At 51.5% G+C, this 19,783-nt stretch carries 9 protein-coding genes, 2 tRNA genes, 4 rRNA genes and 2 pseudogenes; 10 read left to right on the plus strand and 7 right to left on the minus strand.

Annotated features, from left to right (window positions below; translation table 11 throughout):
• Positions 1–22: 22 nt before the first annotated feature.
• The 8 genes and pseudogenes from clpB to A7983_RS13125 all read left to right on the plus strand — a co-directional run bounded on the left by clpB (position 23) and on the right by A7983_RS13125 (position 10,058).
• A pseudogene (gene clpB, locus A7983_RS13090) lies at positions 23–2,598 on the plus strand (ATP-dependent chaperone ClpB).
• A 487-nt stretch (positions 2,599–3,085) separates the two neighbouring features.
• Positions 3,086–4,628 (plus strand): 16S ribosomal RNA (locus A7983_RS13095).
• Positions 4,629–4,768: 140 nt separating this feature from the next.
• Positions 4,769–4,844: transfer RNA gene (locus A7983_RS13100), tRNA-Glu, on the plus strand.
• Positions 4,845–5,072: 228 nt separating this feature from the next.
• Positions 5,073–7,980 (plus strand): 23S ribosomal RNA (locus tag A7983_RS13105).
• 130 nt (positions 7,981–8,110) lie between these two features.
• A 5S ribosomal RNA gene (gene rrf, locus A7983_RS13110) occupies positions 8,111–8,226 on the plus strand.
• An 18-nt stretch (positions 8,227–8,244) separates the two neighbouring features.
• Positions 8,245–8,320, plus strand: a tRNA-Thr gene (locus A7983_RS13115).
• A 36-nt stretch (positions 8,321–8,356) separates the two neighbouring features.
• Positions 8,357–8,472: ribosomal RNA gene (rrf, locus tag A7983_RS13120) — 5S ribosomal RNA — on the plus strand.
• The 16S, 23S and 5S rRNA genes sit together here with 2 tRNA genes alongside, the layout of an rRNA operon.
• A gap of 305 nt (positions 8,473–8,777) precedes the next feature.
• The gene (locus tag A7983_RS13125; protein ID WP_005975620.1) at positions 8,778–10,058 is read left to right on the plus strand and encodes an MFS transporter; all 1,281 of its coding nucleotides are present in this window, start codon (positions 8,778–8,780) and stop codon (positions 10,056–10,058) included.
• Here the strand turns inward: A7983_RS13125 and A7983_RS13130 are convergent.
• The 5 genes from A7983_RS13130 to trxC all read right to left on the minus strand — a co-directional run bounded on the left by A7983_RS13130 (position 10,055) and on the right by trxC (position 15,955).
• A complete protein-coding gene (locus A7983_RS13130; protein ID WP_039477759.1) occupies positions 10,055–10,378 on the minus strand; it encodes a YfiM family lipoprotein in 324 nt (107 codons plus the stop codon). The genes A7983_RS13125 and A7983_RS13130 overlap by 4 nt on opposite strands.
• A 62-nt stretch (positions 10,379–10,440) precedes the next feature.
• The gene (gene pssA, locus A7983_RS13135) at positions 10,441–11,796 is read right to left on the minus strand and encodes a CDP-diacylglycerol--serine O-phosphatidyltransferase (protein WP_005975624.1); all 1,356 of its coding nucleotides are present in this window, start codon (positions 11,794–11,796) and stop codon (positions 10,441–10,443) included.
• 188 nt (positions 11,797–11,984) lie between these two features.
• The gene (locus A7983_RS13140; protein WP_005975627.1) at positions 11,985–14,633 is read right to left on the minus strand and encodes a bifunctional acetate--CoA ligase family protein/GNAT family N-acetyltransferase; all 2,649 of its coding nucleotides are present in this window, start codon (positions 14,631–14,633) and stop codon (positions 11,985–11,987) included.
• Between the two features lie 32 nt (positions 14,634–14,665).
• Positions 14,666–15,400: a tRNA-uridine aminocarboxypropyltransferase gene (locus A7983_RS13145; RefSeq protein ID WP_005975629.1), complete on the minus strand. Its 735-nt coding sequence runs from the start codon at positions 15,398–15,400 to the stop codon at positions 14,666–14,668.
• Positions 15,401–15,535: 135 nt separating this feature from the next.
• Positions 15,536–15,955, minus strand: coding sequence for a thioredoxin TrxC (gene trxC, locus A7983_RS13150; protein WP_005975631.1), 420 nt, complete (start codon positions 15,953–15,955; stop codon positions 15,536–15,538).
• A gap of 249 nt (positions 15,956–16,204) precedes the next feature.
• On the opposite strand from trxC, the gene A7983_RS13155 reads away from it, so the two are divergent.
• Positions 16,205–17,356: a tRNA/rRNA methyltransferase gene (locus tag A7983_RS13155; RefSeq protein WP_005975633.1), complete on the plus strand. Its 1,152-nt coding sequence runs from the start codon at positions 16,205–16,207 to the stop codon at positions 17,354–17,356.
• Positions 17,357–17,427: 71 nt separating this feature from the next.
• A complete protein-coding gene (locus tag A7983_RS13160) occupies positions 17,428–17,877 on the plus strand; it encodes a DUF3574 domain-containing protein (protein WP_005975635.1) in 450 nt (149 codons plus the stop codon).
• 149 nt (positions 17,878–18,026) lie between these two features.
• Here A7983_RS13160 and A7983_RS23480 read toward each other — a convergent pair.
• Positions 18,027–18,179, minus strand: a pseudogene (locus A7983_RS23480) (nucleoside transporter C-terminal domain-containing protein); the annotation flags it as partial.
• Positions 18,180–18,233: 54 nt separating this feature from the next.
• A complete protein-coding gene (emrB, locus tag A7983_RS13165; protein WP_005975637.1) occupies positions 18,234–19,769 on the minus strand; it encodes a multidrug efflux MFS transporter permease subunit EmrB in 1,536 nt (511 codons plus the stop codon).
• Between the last annotated feature and the right edge of the window lie 14 nt (positions 19,770–19,783).

Here is a 19,783-nt window from a genome sequence, read left to right on the forward strand (position 1 = left end):
TGACCAGTGTACGGGAGGTGTTATGCGTCTGGATCGTCTTACCAACAAATTCCAACTTGCTCTTGCCGATGCCCAGTCTCTTGCCCTTGGGCGCGATCACCAGTTTATTGAATCACTTCATTTGATGAGCGCTTTGCTTCATCAGGACGGAGGAACTGTTGGTCCACTTCTGACTGTCGCAGGAGCCAATCTTAATCACCTGAAAGCTGAAATCGACCAGGCAATCACGCGTTTGCCGCAGGTTGAAGGCACTGATGGTGATGTCCAACCTTCTAACGAGTTAGTCCGCGCATTGAATATGTGTGACAAACTCGCGCAAAAGCGTGGTGATACCTTTATTTCCTCGGAACTTTTCGTGCTTGCTGCTCTGGAGTCTCGCGGCACGCTGGGGGATATATTGAAAAAGGCGGGTGTCACGCAGCAAGGTGTCACAAACGCGATTGATCAAGTGAGAGGAGGGGAGCAAGTGAACGATCAGGGGGCTGAAGATCAGCGCCAGGCATTAAAAAAATTCACGATTGATCTCACAGAACGTGCAGAACAAGGCAAGCTCGACCCGGTTATCGGACGTGATGAAGAGATTCGCCGTACTATTCAGGTTTTACAACGTCGAACCAAAAATAACCCAGTATTAATCGGTGAGCCTGGCGTGGGTAAAACCGCGATAGTGGAAGGGTTAGCCCAGCGTATCGTTAATGGCGAAGTGCCTGAAGGCTTGAAAAACAAACGCGTACTTTCCCTGGATATGGGTGCGCTGGTGGCTGGTGCGAAATATCGCGGTGAGTTTGAAGAACGTTTGAAAGGCGTGCTCAACGATCTGTCCAAACAGGAAGGCAACGTCATTCTGTTTATTGATGAACTCCATACGATGGTTGGTGCGGGTAAAGCCGATGGCGCGATGGATGCCGGCAATATGTTAAAACCTGCGCTGGCGCGTGGTGAACTGCATTGTGTCGGTGCAACGACTCTGGATGAGTATCGGCAGTATATTGAAAAGGATGCCGCGCTTGAGCGTCGTTTCCAAAAGGTGTTTGTTGCGGAACCTACTGTTGAAGACACTATTGCGATTCTACGCGGGCTGAAAGAGCGCTATGAATTGCACCATCACGTACAAATCACTGACCCAGCGATTGTTGCGGCGGCAATGTTATCCCATCGTTATATTGCGGATCGTCAGTTGCCGGATAAAGCCATTGACCTGATTGATGAAGCGGCATCCAGCATTCGTATTCAGATTGATTCAAAACCAGAGCCCCTTGATCGGCTTGAGCGCCGAATCATCCAGTTAAAGCTGGAGCAACAAGCGCTGAAAAAGGAATCTGATGAAGCTAGCCAGAAGCGGCTTGAATTGCTGAGCGCGGAGCTTGACCAAAAAGAGCGTGAATATTCCCAACAAGATGAAGAGTGGAAAGCAGAAAAAGCGTCACTCACGGGAACGCAGAATATTAAGGCTTCTTTAGAGCAAGCGAAAATTGTGCTGGAACAGGCTCGACGCCAGGGAGACTTGGGGAGAATGTCTGAACTGCAATACGGCAAAATCCCTGAGCTGGAAAAACAGTTAGCTGCAGCAACACAACAAGAAGGAAAAACGGTTCATTTGCTGCGTAATCGCGTTACTGATGCTGAAATCGCTGATGTGCTGGCGCGTTGGACTGGAATTCCCGTTTCCCGCATGTTGGAAAGCGAGAAAGAAAAATTATTGCGAATGGAAGATGAACTGCATCGGCGGGTGATTGGGCAGAACGAAGCCGTAGAAGCCGTTGCGAATTCTATCCGTCGTAGTCGGGCGGGGTTATCTGACCCTAACCGTCCGATTGGGTCGTTCCTGTTCCTCGGACCGACAGGCGTTGGGAAAACGGAACTTTGCAAAACGTTGGCGACTTTCCTCTTCGACAGTGATGATGCGATGGTCCGTATCGATATGTCTGAGTTTATGGAGAAACACTCGGTTTCACGTTTGGTCGGTGCGCCTCCTGGATATGTCGGTTACGAAGAAGGTGGATATCTGACAGAAGCGGTACGTCGTCGTCCTTATTCGGTCATCTTGCTGGATGAGATCGAAAAGGCACACCCTGATGTATTCAATATCTTGCTTCAAGTATTGGATGATGGTCGTCTTACTGATGGTCAGGGGCGAACGGTCGATTTTCGTAATACTGTCGTTATCATGACGTCAAACCTGGGATCTGACCTTATTCAGGAACGTTTCGGTGAGCGCAGCTATACCGAAATGAGAGATATGGTTCTTGACGTCGTTAGCCATAGCTTCCGTCCTGAGTTTATTAACCGTATCGATGAAGTCGTCGTATTCCATCCACTGGGAAGGGCGCATATTACGTCGATCGCACAAATTCAGCTCCAGAGACTGTACAAGCGTCTTGAAGAGCGTGGATATAGCGTCACGATCGCGGATTCTGCTTTAGATATGCTCGGAGAGGTCGGGTTTGATCCTGTTTATGGTGCGCGTCCGCTTAAAAGAGCGATACAGCAACTGATAGAGAATCCACTCGCTCAGCAGATACTGGGGGGAAATTGATACCCGGTAAACCGATCACATTAGATGTTGAAGGCGAACAGATAGTCGCACGACAGAAATAATGTGAAATGGTAAGTCATTAACGGGGGGCATTTGCGAATGAATGTCCCCCGTCTTTATATCTCAAGCTCATATTATATTCATATTTTGTATGGGGAATGTTCTAAATGCTCTTTCCTGTCTTGTTTTTGAACGCTTGGGAAATAATTTGCATTTAGCGCTTGTCAGCAGCAGATAAGTCCCTATAATGCGCCTCCATCGACACGGCGCTGTGACTCACAACCGGGTCGATAAAGAAAGAGAAAACGCTTTAAAATAAACGTTGACTCTGAAGGTGATAAGCGTAACATACGCCACCTCGCGAAGCAGATAACACCGCAACGCACTGCTCTTTAACAATATAATCAGACAATCTGTGTGGGCACTCACAAGACCGTATCTTAACGATATAAAAAGTCTTGAAGAGTGAACAACAGTAAATTCATTACGAATGAACAGTAACTAATTCTTTGAGCATCGCTGACGAGTTCAGCAAATCAAACAAATCTTAAATTGAAGAGTTTGATCATGGCTCAGATTGAACGCTGGCGGCAGGCCTAACACATGCAAGTCGAGCGGTAGCACAGGAGAGCTTGCTCTCTGGGTGACGAGCGGCGGACGGGTGAGTAATGTCTGGGAAACTGCCTGATGGAGGGGGATAACTACTGGAAACGGTAGCTAATACCGCATAACGTCTTCGGACCAAAGAGGGGGACCTTCGGGCCTCTTGCCATCGGATGTGCCCAGATGGGATTAGCTAGTAGGTGAGGTAATGGCTCACCTAGGCGACGATCCCTAGCTGGTCTGAGAGGATGACCAGCCACACTGGAACTGAGACACGGTCCAGACTCCTACGGGAGGCAGCAGTGGGGAATATTGCACAATGGGCGCAAGCCTGATGCAGCCATGCCGCGTGTGTGAAGAAGGCCTTCGGGTTGTAAAGCACTTTCAGCGGGGAGGAAGGCAGTAAGGTTAATAACCTTATTGATTGACGTTACCCGCAGAAGAAGCACCGGCTAACTCCGTGCCAGCAGCCGCGGTAATACGGAGGGTGCAAGCGTTAATCGGAATGACTGGGCGTAAAGCGCACGCAGGCGGTCTGTTAAGTTGGATGTGAAATCCCCGGGCTTAACCTGGGAACTGCATTCAAAACTGACAGGCTAGAGTCTTGTAGAGGGGGGTAGAATTCCAGGTGTAGCGGTGAAATGCGTAGAGATCTGGAGGAATACCGGTGGCGAAGGCGGCCCCCTGGACAAAGACTGACGCTCAGGTGCGAAAGCGTGGGGAGCAAACAGGATTAGATACCCTGGTAGTCCACGCTGTAAACGATGTCGACTTGGAGGTTGTGCCCTTGAGGCGTGGCTTCCGGAGCTAACGCGTTAAGTCGACCGCCTGGGGAGTACGGCCGCAAGGTTAAAACTCAAATGAATTGACGGGGGCCCGCACAAGCGGTGGAGCATGTGGTTTAATTCGATGCAACGCGAAGAACCTTACCTACTCTTGACATCCACAGAATTCGGTAGAGATACCTTAGTGCCTTCGGGAACTGTGAGACAGGTGCTGCATGGCTGTCGTCAGCTCGTGTTGTGAAATGTTGGGTTAAGTCCCGCAACGAGCGCAACCCTTATCCTTTGTTGCCAGCGAGTAATGTCGGGAACTCAAAGGAGACTGCCGGTGATAAACCGGAGGAAGGTGGGGATGACGTCAAGTCATCATGGCCCTTACGAGTAGGGCTACACACGTGCTACAATGGCGTATACAAAGAGAAGCGACCTCGCGAGAGCAAGCGGACCTCATAAAGTACGTCGTAGTCCGGATTGGAGTCTGCAACTCGACTCCATGAAGTCGGAATCGCTAGTAATCGTAGATCAGAATGCTACGGTGAATACGTTCCCGGGCCTTGTACACACCGCCCGTCACACCATGGGAGTGGGTTGCAAAAGAAGTAGGTAGCTTAACCTTCGGGAGGGCGCTTACCACTTTGTGATTCATGACTGGGGTGAAGTCGTAACAAGGTAACCGTAGGGGAACCTGCGGTTGGATCACCTCCTTACCAAAAAGATGTGTGTTGAGTGAAGTGCTCACACAGATTGTCTGATGAAAATACTGAGCAAGCGCACCTGTTGATGTCATGAGTGTAGACTCATGCTGACGCGATAGTACCGGATTTCTGATTCGGTACGGATTTATCGTGTCCCCATCGTCTAGAGGCCTAGGACACTGCCCTTTCACGGCTGTAACAGGGGTTCGAATCCCCTTGGGGACGCCAATCCGATAATGAGTGAAAGACATTATCACCGAATATCTTAAAGATGATTCTTCGGAGTCATGTTTACGATATTGCTCTTTAACAATCTGGAACAAGCTGAAAATTGAAACATGACAGCTGAACATACAGGACTGCCTTCGGGTAGGTCGTGATGCATCAGTCTGTCAATGAGTCTCTCAAATAATCGCAGCGCGATGGTGAATCGAAAGAAACATCTTCGGGTTGTGAGGTTAAGCGACTAAGCGTACACGGTGGATGCCTAGGCAGTCAGAGGCGATGAAGGGCGTGCTAATCTGCGATAAGCGTCGGTAAGCTGATATGAAGCGTTATACCCGACGATACCCGAATGGGGAAACCCAATGTGTTTCGACACATTATCATGACATGAATACATAGTGTCATGAGGCGAACCGGGGGAACTGAAACATCTCAGTACCCCGAGGAAAAGAAATCAACCGAGATTCCCCTAGTAGCGGCGAGCGAACGGGGAGGAGCCCAGAACCTGAATCAGTTTGTGTGTTAGTGGAAGCGTCTGGAAAGTCGCACAGTAAAGGGTGATAGTCCCGTACACAAAAATGCACAAGTTGTGAGTTCGATGAGTAGGGCGGGACACGTGACATCCTGTCTGAATATGGGGGGACCATCCTCCAAGGCTAAATACTCCTGACTGACCGATAGTGAACCAGTACCGTGAGGGAAAGGCGAAAAGAACCCCGGCGAGGGGAGTGAAATAGAACCTGAAACCGTGTACGTACAAGCAGTGGGAGCCTACTTGTTAGGTGACTGCGTACCTTTTGTATAATGGGTCAGCGACTTATATTCTGTAGCAAGGTTAACCGTATAGGGGAGCCGCAGGGAAACCGAGTCTTAACTGGGCGTTAAGTTGCAGGGTATAGACCCGAAACCCGGTGATCTAGCCATGGGCAGGTTGAAGGTTGGGTAACACTAACTGGAGGACCGAACCGACTAATGTTGAAAAATTAGCGGATGACTTGTGGCTGGGGGTGAAAGGCCAATCAAACCGGGAGATAGCTGGTTCTCCCCGAAAGCTATTTAGGTAGCGCCTCGTGAACTCATCTTCGGGGGTAGAGCACTGTTTCGGCTAGGGGGTCATCCCGACTTACCAACCCGATGCAAACTACGAATACCGAAGAATGTTATCACGGGAGACACACGGCGGGTGCTAACGTTCGTCGTGAAGAGGGAAACAACCCAGACCGCCAGCTAAGGTCCCAAAGTCATGGTTAAGTGGGAAACGATGTGGGAAGGCACAGACAGCCAGGATGTTGGCTTAGAAGCAGCCATCATTTAAAGAAAGCGTAATAGCTCACTGGTCGAGTCGGCCTGCGCGGAAGATGTAACGGGGCTAAACCATGCACCGAAGCTGCGGCAGCGACACTTAGGTGTTGTTGGGTAGGGGAGCGTTCTGTAAGCCGTCGAAGGTGGCCTGTGAGGGCTGCTGGAGGTATCAGAAGTGCGAATGCTGACATAAGTAACGATAATGCGGGTGAAAAACCCGCACGCCGGAAGACCAAGGGTTCCTGTCCAACGTTAATCGGGGCAGGGTGAGTCGACCCCTAAGGCGAGGCTGAAAAGCGTAGTCGATGGGAAACAGGTTAATATTCCTGTACTCGGTGTTACTGCGAAGGGGGGACGGAGAAAGCTAGGTTATCCGGGCGACGGTTGTCCCGGTTTAAGCGTGAAGGTGGGTGACTTAGGTAAATCCGGGTCATCGTTAACACTGAGGCGTGATGACGAGTCACTACGGTGATGAAGTAACCAATGCTACGCTTCCAGGAAAAGCCTCTAAGCTCCAGGTAACATCAAATCGTACCCCAAACCGACACAGGTGGTCAGGTAGAGAATACTCAGGCGCTTGAGAGAACTCGGGTGAAGGAACTAGGCAAAATGGTGCCGTAACTTCGGGAGAAGGCACGCTGGCGCGTAGGTGAAGTCCCTTGCGGATGGAGCTGAAGCCAGTCGCAGATACCAGCTGGCTGCAACTGTTTAATAAAAACACAGCACTGTGCAAACACGAAAGTGGACGTATACGGTGTGACGCCTGCCCGGTGCCGGAAGGTTAATTGATGGGGTCAGCCGCAAGGCGAAGCTCTTGATCGAAGCCCCGGTAAACGGCGGCCGTAACTATAACGGTCCTAAGGTAGCGAAATTCCTTGTCGGGTAAGTTCCGACCTGCACGAATGGCGTAATGATGGCCAGGCTGTCTCCACCCGAGACTCAGTGAAATTGAACTCGCTGTGAAGATGCAGTGTACCCGCGGCAAGACGGAAAGACCCCGTGAACCTTTACTATAGCTTGACACTGAACCTTGAGCCTTGATGTGTAGGATAGGTGGGAGGCTTTGAAGTGTGGACGCCAGTCTGCATGGAGCCAACCTTGAAATACCACCCTTTAATGTTTGATGTTCTAACGTAGGCCCGTAATCCGGGTTGCGGACAGTGTCTGGTGGGTAGTTTGACTGGGGCGGTCTCCTCCCAAAGCGTAACGGAGGAGCACGAAGGTTAGCTAATCCTGGTCGGACATCAGGAGGTTAGTGCAAAGGCATAAGCTAGCTTGACTGCGAGAGTGACAGCTCGAGCAGGTGCGAAAGCAGGTCTTAGTGATCCGGTGGTTCTGAATGGAAGGGCCATCGCTCAACGGATAAAAGGTACTCCGGGGATAACAGGCTGATACCGCCCAAGAGTTCATATCGACGGCGGTGTTTGGCACCTCGATGTCGGCTCATCACATCCTGGGGCTGAAGTAGGTCCCAAGGGTATGGCTGTTCGCCATTTAAAGTGGTACGCGAGCTGGGTTTAGAACGTCGTGAGACAGTTCGGTCCCTATCTGCCGTGGGCGTTGGAAGATTGAGAGGGGTTGCTCCTAGTACGAGAGGACCGGAGTGAACGCACCACTGGTGTACGGGTTGTGATGCCAATTGCATTGCCCGGTAGCTAAGTGCGGAAGAGATAACCGCTGAAAGCATCTAAGCGGGAAACTTGCCTCGAGATGAGTCTTCCCTGGGCACTAGATGCCCCTGAAGGGCCGTTGAAGACGACGACGTAGATAGGCTGGGTGTGTAAGCGTAGCGATACGTTGAGCTAACCAGTACTAATGACCCGAGAGGCTTAACCTTACAACACCGAAGGTGTTTTGGTGTGATGAAAGACTCATATAAAACGATATTCAGCTTGTTCAAAGATTGGTTCTGATGGTTGTGCGATACAAAAGAGTAAAGCATAACGGTTGGGATGAAACAGAATCTGCCTGGCGGCGATAGCGCGGTGGTCCCACCTGACCCCATGCCGAACTCAGAAGTGAAACGCCGTAGCGCCGATGGTAGTGTGGGGCTTCCCCATGTGAGAGTAGGGAACTGCCAGGCATCAAATTATACAGGTGCGCTGATATGGCTCAGTTGGTAGAGCGCACCCTTGGTAAGGGTGAGGTCCCCAGTTCGACTCTGGGTATCAGCACCAGTGTTTTGGGTTAATGTTCGGTTTAAAAAGAATTTACCTGGCGGCGATAGCGCGGTGGTCCCACCTGACCCCATGCCGAACTCAGAAGTGAAACGCCGTAGCGCCGATGGTAGTGTGGGGCTTCCCCATGTGAGAGTAGGGAACTGCCAGGTTTCAATTAAGAAAAAGGCCATCCTATTAGGGATGGCCTTTTTTGTTTCTATTTTAGCGTACTAGCTCCTTCTTTATTACCTAAATAAAACCTCTGTTTATCTTCTTCGCTGTCCAATAAATAATTAACGTATTGTTTATTAACGATTCATTTATCCATATTCCAGCTAAATACAATAATGTCGTGGAGTTATGTCGCTGCATTAATAAATTATTACAATCAGGAACTTTTTGCCTCAGGGTTTAAGTACTGCTTTACTATAGCGGGCATCGTTTTATGCCCAGAAAAATAGGAGAATAAAATAAGATGACCGATCTAACAGAAAATGCGAAAGATACGCGCCAGCGTATCCGAGCTATCGTTGGCGCTTCATCGGGTAATTTAGTTGAGTGGTTTGATTTTTATGTTTATTCCTTTTGCTCAATCTATTTCGCCCACATCTTTTTCCCTTCGGGAAATACCACAACTCAATTACTACAAACCGCAGGGGTTTTTGCAGCAGGCTTTTTAATGAGACCGATAGGCGGTTGGCTTTTCGGTTATATTGCTGACAAGCATGGTCGTAAAAATTCAATGCTAATTTCGGTTTGCATGATGTGCTTTGGATCTCTGGTTATTGCCTGTCTACCGGGGTATGAAAGTATTGGCACCTGGGCACCGTTTTTACTGTTATTAGCCCGTTTATTTCAGGGGCTTTCTGTCGGTGGGGAATATGGCACCAGCGCAACGTATATGAGTGAAGTTGCTGTTGAGGGAAGAAAAGGATTCTATGCTTCTTTCCAGTATGTCACGCTGATTGGCGGTCAATTGTTGGCGCTGTTAGTGGTTGTAATATTGCAGCAGATTCTGAGCGATGAAGATTTACGTGCGTGGGGATGGCGTATTCCTTTTGCTCTCGGTGCTGTTTTGGCGATCGTGGCGCTTTATTTACGCCGTTCGCTGAATGAAACATCGGATAAAACGACTCGCGCGCATAAAGATGCGGGTTCGCTGGCAGGTTTGTGGAAACATCGTCGCGCTTTTATTACCGTACTGGGGTTTACGGCCGGTGGTTCTTTAGCTTTTTATACGTTCACCACTTATATGCAAAAGTATCTGGTGAATACGGCAGGGATGCATGCGAAAACGGCTAGCGGCCTAATGACCCTTGCACTATTTATCTTTATGCTGCTGCAACCCTTCTTTGGTGCAATGTCGGATAAAATTGGCCGTCGTAGTTCAATGCTCTGCTTCGGCGGGTTTGCGGCACTACTGACGGTTCCCATTTTAACGGTTCTACAGAGTGTAACGAGTCCTGTCCTTGCTTTCTCGTTAGTGATGTTATCTCTGGTTATTGTCAGCTTCTACACGTCGATTAGCGGTATTTTAAAAGCAGAAATGTTCCCGCCCGAAGTCCGTGCCTTAGGCGTAGGTTTATCTTATGCGGTGGCTAATGCGTTGTTCGGCGGATCTGCTGAGTATGTTGCGCTTTCGCTGAAATCTTTTGGTATGGAAACGGCTTTCTTCTGGTACGTATCAGTGATGGGAGCGGTTGCGTTTATTGTGTCGTTAACGCTGCATCGTAGAGGCAAAGGGATGAAGCTCTAGTTTTCAGATAATTGCCATAACGCATAGCCGGTGGTTGCACCGGCTATATCCCAAACAAGATCTTGCCAGCTCCATCCCGTTCCACCTTCCCGACTGTCATAAAGCTCTTTTGCCATGCCTACGCTGATTGCTAACATAATACCGAATCCTCCGCTACGGTCTGCACTCCAGCGCTGATGAGTGCCATATTCATACCCGGCTGCGCTGATGGCGGCTGAGGCGAGAAAGTGTTGAGCTTTATCCTGCCCTGTCCAGCGATCTTGCGCGATATGGCTACATCCAGAACAGCAAATGATTGCGGCGATACACAGTATGCGCATAGCTTTCCCCATGATAATAAAAAACCTCGGAAGCCGAGGTTTTTCAAAGTATAGCGCGAGTTTTAGAGAATACGACTGATGAGCCGGTCTATCCGAATACGGCGCAGACGCCGTATCAGCTTGCGGACTTTCACGGGATATTGCGCGATGCTCTCCAGCTCCATATAGCTGCTTACAACGTGGGTGTGTGTTCTTATCGTGTCCAGCTCACCCAGACGTTGTTGCAACAGCACTTGCTGAGGATCGTGAATCAGAATGGCATTTTCCAGATCCAAGCGCCATGCGCGGGGGTTAAGGTTGTTCCCTGTCAGTAGCTGCCACTTATCATCCACCCACATGCCTTTCAGGTGGAAGCTGTTATCACCGTCTTTCCATAGCCGTACAACAAGCTGCTGATTCTCAATGTAACGTTCCAGACGACTCAGGAAACGGCGCAGGTTTATCTCGTAGAGATATGGCAATGCACCGATGATTTTGAAAGGCTGGTCTGCTGGAATATAGAAATCGTTAGCGGTTTTATCGCCGATAATAATTTCTACTTTTTTGCCGTCCCGCAATAGTCGGATGATATTTCTGACCAGCAGCGCGGGCAGGTTGAAATACGGGGTACAGATAACCAAATTTTCATCGGCGCAGTACATCAGGTGATGTATGGTCTTATTCAGTGGGCTTTGCTTTCCTAGCCCGACCAATGGTGTGACGGTTAACTCGCTTGCATCTGCGCGATGTTCCGGTGCCAGATAATTGGCGGTACGTAACGCCTGACGGAATTGCTTGATATCATTTTTGATCTCCAGACTCTTCGGGCGATCGGTATGATCTAATCGCTGTACTGCCGGGGCCGACAGCATGGTCTGGATATATTGCACCATCGTCTCAGCCAATACTGAGTTATGAATTAGCTGATAGCGGTCATAACGGTATTTTTGATGCTGATGCAGGTAAACATCATTCAAGCTGGCACCGCTGTAGATGACAGTATCATCGACAATAAACCCTTTCAGGTGCAGCACGCCCAGTGCTTCGCGTGTGTTGACAGGAATGCCATAGATAGGGAAATGCGTATCTGGGTGTTTTTTCGCCATATCGCAATACCAATCGGCATTGGTATTTTCCGCCACCGCGCCGATCCTGCCACGCTGAGCACGATGCCAGTCTACCAGAACGCGGACGTCCAGTTCTGGGCACTGCCGTTTGGCTTCATAAATTGCGGATAGAATGCCGATACCGCCATCATCACGCTCAAGATATAACGCCACGATATAGACGCGCTTTTTCGCACTTAAAATGGCGTTGATTAGCGTCGTGCGGAAAAGTTCAGGCGAATGCAACGTCTGAACATCATCTGCGTTCTGAGGAATTCTGGGCAGTTGTGCAAGGTGCTGTTGGTATTTATTGCGTTTAAAATTTGACAGCATCACAGTGCGTTTCTTCTCTCATCAGTTTATACCCATCATACTTAGAGCTGCGCTAGGGTATATGACCTTCTGGTCATTATCAAAAGTTAAGGAGTAGCCGAATGGGCGATAATACCATTACTTTTCGGCTGTAGTGAGTCTGTTTTGCCGTTGGCTGGGATCACCGTTCGCCATACTACCTCTTGAGATCAGTCTTTCAGCGGCAATTCCAGTGTCACAATACCCTCTTCTAATTGTACGTCGATGTGAAAACCGAGCTTTTTGGAAAGCTGAACCATGCCTTGATTATGCGGCATGGTAATGCCGGTCAAGCGGGAGAGTCCATGCGCTCGGGCGTAATCAATCAGCTTTTCCAACAACCGTCTGCCGAGGCCGAGTCCTTTCAGATCGGAACGCACCAGCACGGCAAATTCCGCATCCGTATTATCCGGATCGGAAATCGCACGCGTCACGCCAATAATCTCAGTCTCCTCTCCGAACTGGCGCACGGCTACGAATGCCATCTCACGATCGTAGTCAATTTGTGTCATATTGGCTAAGTCTTCGTGAGTAAATTCATTAATTTCGCTGAAATAACGGTAATACAGATCTTCCTTTGTCACTCTGGCAATGAATGCGCTGAGCAGCGGTTCGTCTTCCGGCAAGATGGGTCGGAACAGGCAAATATCACTGTTTTTGAGGATGACCGTTTCTTCCAACTCGTGTGGATAGGGGCGGATTGCCAGCCTCGACTGTGGATCGCCACTGAACGACGTCAGATGCAGCGTGACATCCAGCAGCGTAAAGGTATCCCCTGACGCCAGTAGAGGATGGATGTCTAGTCGGGAAATTTCAGGGCAGTTGAGGATAAGGTTGGAAACCTGAACCAGCAAGCGGCTGAGTGCGGGAATATCGAGCGGGCGTAACGCGCTGTATTCCCGAATCTTGCCTCCTTTCACTGCCTGTAGCACCAAATAGCGGGCCAGCGTCATATTCAGCGGGGGCAGCGCGACGGCGGCCTGCTTTTCTCGCCACTCAACGCCGCCTTCTCCTAACATAATCAACGGGCCGAAAACGGGATCCTGTTCGACGGCAACCCTGAGTTCCTGTGCGCCTGCTCGGTTTGCCATGCTTTGTACCAGCAGGCCGTAAATGCGCGCCTGCGGATAGGTGCGCTTCACCCGGTCAAGAATTGCATCTGCTGCCTGTTGGACTTCTCTGGCGGTTTGCAGGTATAGCATGACGCCCTGTACTTCCGATTTATGCGGAATATCTGGCGATCTCAGCTTAATCGCGACCGGGTAGCCAATTTGCTCGGCGATATGGACGGCTTCTACACTATCCCCAGCAATCCAGGTGGGTAACGTATTCAAACCATAGGCTTGCAGGATCGGTTGAACTTCATGTGTATCTAACTGAGTGACGCCATCTGATAGCGCCTGCTGAATCAGCGCGTGTGCCTGGCTAGCGTTGATACCCAAATTTAGCGGCAGCGCAGGGGTTTCCTTTAGCTGTTTCTGATTACGCCGATACTCGACGATATGCATAAATGCCGTTACCGCACCTTCTGGTGTGCGATAAGTAGGAATACCCGCGTCGTTAAACAGGCGTCGTGCTTCCTGCGAGGAGAATTCACCACACCAGTTGGTCAACAGCGTGATTCTTTTCCCACGCGGATGTTGTTGGAAGAGTGTAATCAACTGTGCGGCGCTATCGGTGCCGGGAGCGGCGGCGCTAGGTGCATGAATAATTAAGAGTGCGTCGACGTCATTGCTGTCCAGTAACACAGCGACGGCTGCCAGATAGCGAGCCGCTGTCGCGTCATCGCGTAGATCGAGCGGATTGCTGATAGCGATGGGTTGCTGCAAGGCTTCCTCTAGAGCTTGTCGCGTCTCCTCGCTGAGCTGTGCGAGCTTACCTTGCCGGCTGAGGAGTTGATCCAGCGCTTGTGCGGCTGGTGACGCGCCGTTGCTAACTAACATTAAACGTTCACCGCGTAGCGGTCGCAGGTGACTTAACGTTTCCACCGCGGAAAAAAGCTCATGGGTGTCCCGTACCCGCAGTAAACCAGCACGTTGAATGGCGGCGTCATAGGCGGCATCCAATCCGTGGCGTTGGTCATTCAGCAACTGCTGCGCCTGCTGGCTACGACCGCTTTTTATCACCAGTATCGGTTTATTTCGGGAAGCACTGCGGGAAGCGGAAAGAAAGCGACGTGCATCGCTGATGTGTTCCAGATGCAGCAAAATTGCGCTGGTTTTGCCATCGCGAGCCAAAAAATCTAACAGATCGTCGACATCGATATCCAGGCTGTCGCCCAAAGCGATGAAATAGGAAAAGCCGATGCCGCGCTGCTGCGCCCAGTCCAGTATCGTGTTGGAAACGGCGGCCGACTGAGAAATAAATGCCAGCTTGCCTTTCATGATAGGAACGGGAGAAAAGCTGGCATTCAGACCTTGCCAGGGGGCGAGCAGCCCAAGGCTGTTTGGGCCAAGCAGACGCATGTGGTAGCGCGCGGCACAGGCCTTTAATTCGCTGAACTGGGTCGGCGGTGCGGAGAGGATGATGACGGTTTTACAGCCCTTCTGCCCCAGCTCTTCTAACAGCGTTAGGTTACGGCTGGCGTTGGTACAAATTACGGCAAGGTCGGGCGTCATGGGCAGGCTGGCGACAGTCGGATAGGCCAGCACGCCGCAAACGGCACGATATTTTGGCGTAACTGGCAGCACAGGTCCGCTGAAATGGCCGTCCAGCAGGTTTTTCATCATCAGAAAACCGGCCCGTCCCGGTTTTTCTGACGCGCCGAGAACGGCGATAGACTTAGGGCGTAACAGTGCTTCCAATCCGCGCTGGCTCATACGTCACTCCTTCACATCAATCCCCTTTGATACTAAACGCTTTCTGCCGGTTGTGCTGTGACGATGGGTAAACTTTCCCGCAAACTGTGGTGTGATTTCCCTGCCAGATAGTGTCGGCGGAAACGATCAAAATGCTGTGATAGCGCGTCGGCCGCGACGATATCCCCCGCCTGTGCGAGCAGGGCGATGGCAATCTCGGCGGTGCAGTGCTGCCCGGCGCTGCTGGCCTCGCGCAGTTGATAGCGGGACAGCGCCTCTACATTCAGCGATAAGATCGGCAAGTTATCCAGATAGGGGCTTTTGCGGAACATTTTACGCGCTTCCGGCCAGGTGCCGTCGAGCAAGACAAACAGGGCGGGTTTTTCCGTTGGGGGAAGCTGTTGAAACACCTGACGTCCTTCCTCCGCCGCATCGGCAAGGAAGACCAGATAGGGCTGAACGTTCGGGTCTTTCAGCGTGGCAAGTAACTGGGGATCTGGCTCGGTGCGTGACCAGCGAAACGCCTGCGTATCGGGCAGAATGTCGGCGATGAGACGTCCGGTATTGCTTGGTTTTAACGGTTCGGTATCAAACATCACCAGGCAGACGCGGCTGCGGGATTGCTGCGCCTGAATGGTGTGGCACAGGCAGTTGGCCGCGGGTAATAAACACTGCTGGCAGCGTACTACGCGGCAGCCGCGGGCGCGAAATGGTTTGGTTGACTGCTCAAGACGTTGCTGACGCAGGCGGAGTACGGCATTGTTGTTCACAAAAGGGCGGTTGAGCATGAAATAGATGACGCCATGAGATTCTGCAACGAACCGGCTTCATTTTAATTATTGGGAAGCCGGTTCAGAAAGACGACATTCTAATCGACAGACGGGTTGACCAAAAGAGGTGGGGCAATAATGCCCCAGAGTTTTCTACAGTGATTCATCCAACCACTCCTCAAACTGCGCTTTCGGCAGCGCACCGTTGAGAATGTCAACCATCTGGCCCTGTTTGAAGATCATTAGCGTTGGAATACTGCGGATGCGAAAACGGGCACTGAGTGCCGGTTCGGCTTCGGTATTGACCTTAATGAAGCGGATTTTTCCGCTCCGCTCCTGTGCGACGTTTTCAAACACGGGGGCAAAGTTGACGCAGGGGCCGCACCAGGGAGCCCAGAAATCGACCACGATGGGAAGATCGTCCTGTAACAGCTTGTCGAGCGTTGCTTCTGTGGCATTGATGACGTCACCGCTGAATAAGGTTTCTCCGCAACGGCCACATTTTGCATGGTCATCAATACGCGCTTCAGGCAGGCGATTGGTTGTTTGGCAAGATCCACATACCGTATTCATAACAGGGCCTCAGATAAAAGGACTAAAATAAAGATGTCGCTGATAAAATGCACGTAATACGGCATTGGAACGTCAACGGCATGTTGCATAAGAGTGAATAAATTATGGTGGGGAGAGATTATGGCAACAACGTGGTTTGCCCAATAGCTACAATAGCTTCTGACTGTTAGCGCTCTTTTACCACAAGCGTGTGGCTAAGCGGGTGTACATAAGGTAATCTTCGCGCCCAGCGCGTAGGTGGAGAGAACAATGAGCGATTCATTCAATAGTAAAAGCGGCAAAGTCCGTGTGATGTACGTCCGTAGTGATGATGAGGGCGATAAAGAGAATAAAAACAAGCGCCCTGCTGAAAAAGATCGCCGTGGCGATCGGCGTGATGGCGGTGGCTCTCGCGATCAACGTGAAAAGCCGAAACATCCGCGTGATGTTAACCCGCGTTATGCGCGGGAAAATCCGTCCCGTGACGGCGATAGCAGTGCGAAAACGCCGTGGGGCAATAAAGATCGTAACGAACGCAGCGGCGACAAGCCTCGTCGCCCACGTGGTGAAGACACTGGTGGTTATGAATCACCGTGGAAAACCGTGTCTCGTGCACCAAGCGAAAGTGATACGCCAGACCATGGCGGTATTACGGGCAAGAGCCAGATCGATCCTGAGCAACTGCGTCGCCAGCGTCAGGAAGAAACACGGGTCTACGGTGAAAACGCCTGTCAGGCGCTGTTTAAAAACCGTTCTGAGGTGATAGTTCGGGCCTGGTTCCTGCAAGAAGTGACGCCGCGTTTCCGCGATGCACTGCGCTGGATGGCGGCGAACCGTAAGGCTTACCACGTTGTGGAAGAGGAAGAGCTGATTAAGGCTTCCGGCACTGAACACCACGGTGGCGTCTGCTTCCTGATTAAAAAGCGTCAGGGAATGGATGTACGCGAGTACCTGAAAACGGCTGGCGAGAATGATTGTGTACTGGCGCTGGAAGATGTGGGTAACCCGCACAACCTCGGCGGCATTATGCGTAGCTGTGCGCATTTCGGCGTGAAAGGCGTGCTGGTGCAGGATGCGGCGCTGCTGGAGTCTGGTGCGGCGGTACGCACGGCAGAAGGTGGTGCGGAACACGTTAAAGCGATCAACGCTGACGATTTCCTGTCCGTGCTGGCGGAATTCCGTAACGCAGGCTACACCATCGTGACTACCTCCAGCCATAAAGGTACAGCATTGTCGCAAGCAACGCTTCCGGCGAAAACTGTGATCGTGTTGGGTCAGGAAGGTGATGGCCTGTCGGATAGCGCCTGGCAACAAGGGGACGTAAAAGTCTCTATCGGCGGTACTGGTAAGGTTGAAAGTCTGAACATTTCAGTCGCAACGGGCATTTTGCTGTCCGAGTGGTGGCGACAGAACCAAGCTTGATATCACGCGTCGATTCTCAGAGGGAGAATTCGCCCTCTGAGAAGGCATCGCCACGGATGAGAGAACGATTGATGAAGCAGAAAAAGCAGAAAGTTATTGCGGTATCGTTACTGTTGGGCGCATTGCTGGCAGGCGGTTGCAGTTCGCTGCCGCGCTCATCCACTGCTATTGCCGCTGTACCAACCGCTGATACGTGCCAGATTGGCGACAAGCAGGTACAGACTACGCTGTATTTTGGTTTGAATCGTCCTGCTGGCCCGGCGATTTCTGATGCTGAGTGGAATGCGTTTTTGGACGGTGAGGTTACGCCACGCTTTAAAGAAGGGCTGACGGTGTTTGATGCCAAAGGACAGTGGCTGGGCAACAATGGACGGATTGCCAGAGAGAACAGCAAGGCGCTGATGCTGATTCATGGCGCTGATAAAGAGCGTGATATTGAAGCGTTGCGTACTACCTACAAATCACGTTTCGCGCAGGAATCCGTCATGCGGATTGATGCCCCCGTCTGCGTCGCGTTCTGATGATCTTGTTGAAAATCATGGCTGTGAGATCGAGATACTCGGGGCTACCACGGGGTAAGGCATCCCTGCGGGAACCTTATCCCCGCGTTTCCCCTAATATGTGATTTCGTCATTACCTGGTTATTAACTTTTTGATTTATAATTTAAAATTAAAACACCAGTTCCGCCACTGCCGCAGACAGCAAACTCACTAGCGTAGAACCGTAAACCAGCTTCAGACCAAAGCGTGATACCACGTTGCCCTGTGCTTCATTCAGCCTTTTGATTGCGCCTGCGATAATGCCAATTGACGCGAAGTTGGCAAGAGGATCCCCTTCAGCCAATGGGATGGCCGAGGGGGAGGGCAATTTCGGCAGTTAGTGTGCGCCACCGCCTCCACCGCCGGTGGTAAAGGGCGGTTTAGCAAACCAGACCAGCACCAGCAATACCAGAAATACGGCTGCGGCGGCCCAGAAGATCTCGTTAGCAGAAATAATCAGCCCCTGCGCCGTAATCTGCTCTGCGATATAGGCCGATGCCTGTGTTTGACTCATCCCCATAGCCTGAAGCTGCTGGTACGTTTCCTGCGCTATCGGATTATATGGCGTGATAGATTCCGTCAGGTGTGCATGGTGCAGCGACTCTCGCTGCGTCCAGAGCGTGGTGGTCAGCGATGTCCCGATCGACCCCGCCAACGTTCGGGCAAAGTTCGACAGACTCGATGCCGCCGCCAAACGTTCAGGCGGAAGACCCGACAGCGTGATGGTCGTCAGCGGCATGAAGAAGCAGGCGACGGCAAACCCCTGTACGAACTGCGGCCAGGCCGACGCGCCGAAATCCATGCCCGGCTCGAAGGTGTACGCACGCCAGTAAAAACAAACTGCGTACATAATAAAGCTGAACGTTACCAGCTTGCGCATATCCAGACGCGGCGCGAACCGACCGATGATCGGCGACAGCACCACCGGCATTAGCCCAACGGGGGCGGATGCCAGCCCTGCCCAGGTGGCGGTATAGCCATACACCTCCTGCAATAGTTGCGGCAAGAGCACGATCGCCCCGAAGTAAAACATATAGGCGAGGCTGATACACAGACAGCCGATGGTGAAGTTTCGCGACTTAAATAGGGACAAATCCACCACCGGGTGGTCGTCCGTCAGTTCCCAGACAATCAGGAACGTTATCGCAATTACCGCCACCACGGTGAGGGTGATGATTTCCGTCGAGTTAAACCAGTCCAGCTCTTTGCCCCGGTCTAGCATCATCTGAAGGCTGCCGATGCCAACGACCAACAACGCCAGCCCGATGGTATCGATGGGCTTGATTTCCGTTTTGGTTTCTCGCCCGCGCAGCGTTTGCAACGCAATAAATACCACGGCGATACCGAGTGGGACGTTGATGAAGAATATCCAGCCCCAGTGGTAGTTATCGCTAATCCAGCCGCCCAAAATCGGGCCGCAGATCGGTGCGACGACCACGGTCATTGACCACAGCGCCAGAGCGATGCTGCGTTTCGCGGGAGGATAATTGCTTAACAACAGGCTCTGTGAGAGCGGAATGAGCGGCCCGGCGACGATCCCCTGCAACACGCGGGCGAAAATCAGCATTTCCAGGCTGGTGGACATACCACATAGCCAGGACGTCAGGGCGAAGAGCGCCGTTGACCATAGAAAAAGACGGACTTCACCGAACCGTTTAGCCAGCCAGCCGGTGATAGGAATAGAGATAGCATTAGCGACCCCGAACGAGGTGATGACCCACGTTCCCTGCGAGTTGGACGCACCCAGATTACCGGCGATGGTCGGAATAGCGACGTTGGCGATGGTGGAGTCCAGCACCTGCATGAACGTTGCCAGCGATAGCGCAACGGTCATCCAGGCCAGACTCGCGCCTTTAAGCGGTTTTCTCTGCACGTTTCTCTCCTGGT

The sequence above is a fragment of the Pectobacterium wasabiae CFBP 3304 genome, assembly GCF_001742185.1.
In the GTDB taxonomy this organism is placed as follows: domain Bacteria; phylum Pseudomonadota; class Gammaproteobacteria; order Enterobacterales; family Enterobacteriaceae; genus Pectobacterium; species Pectobacterium wasabiae.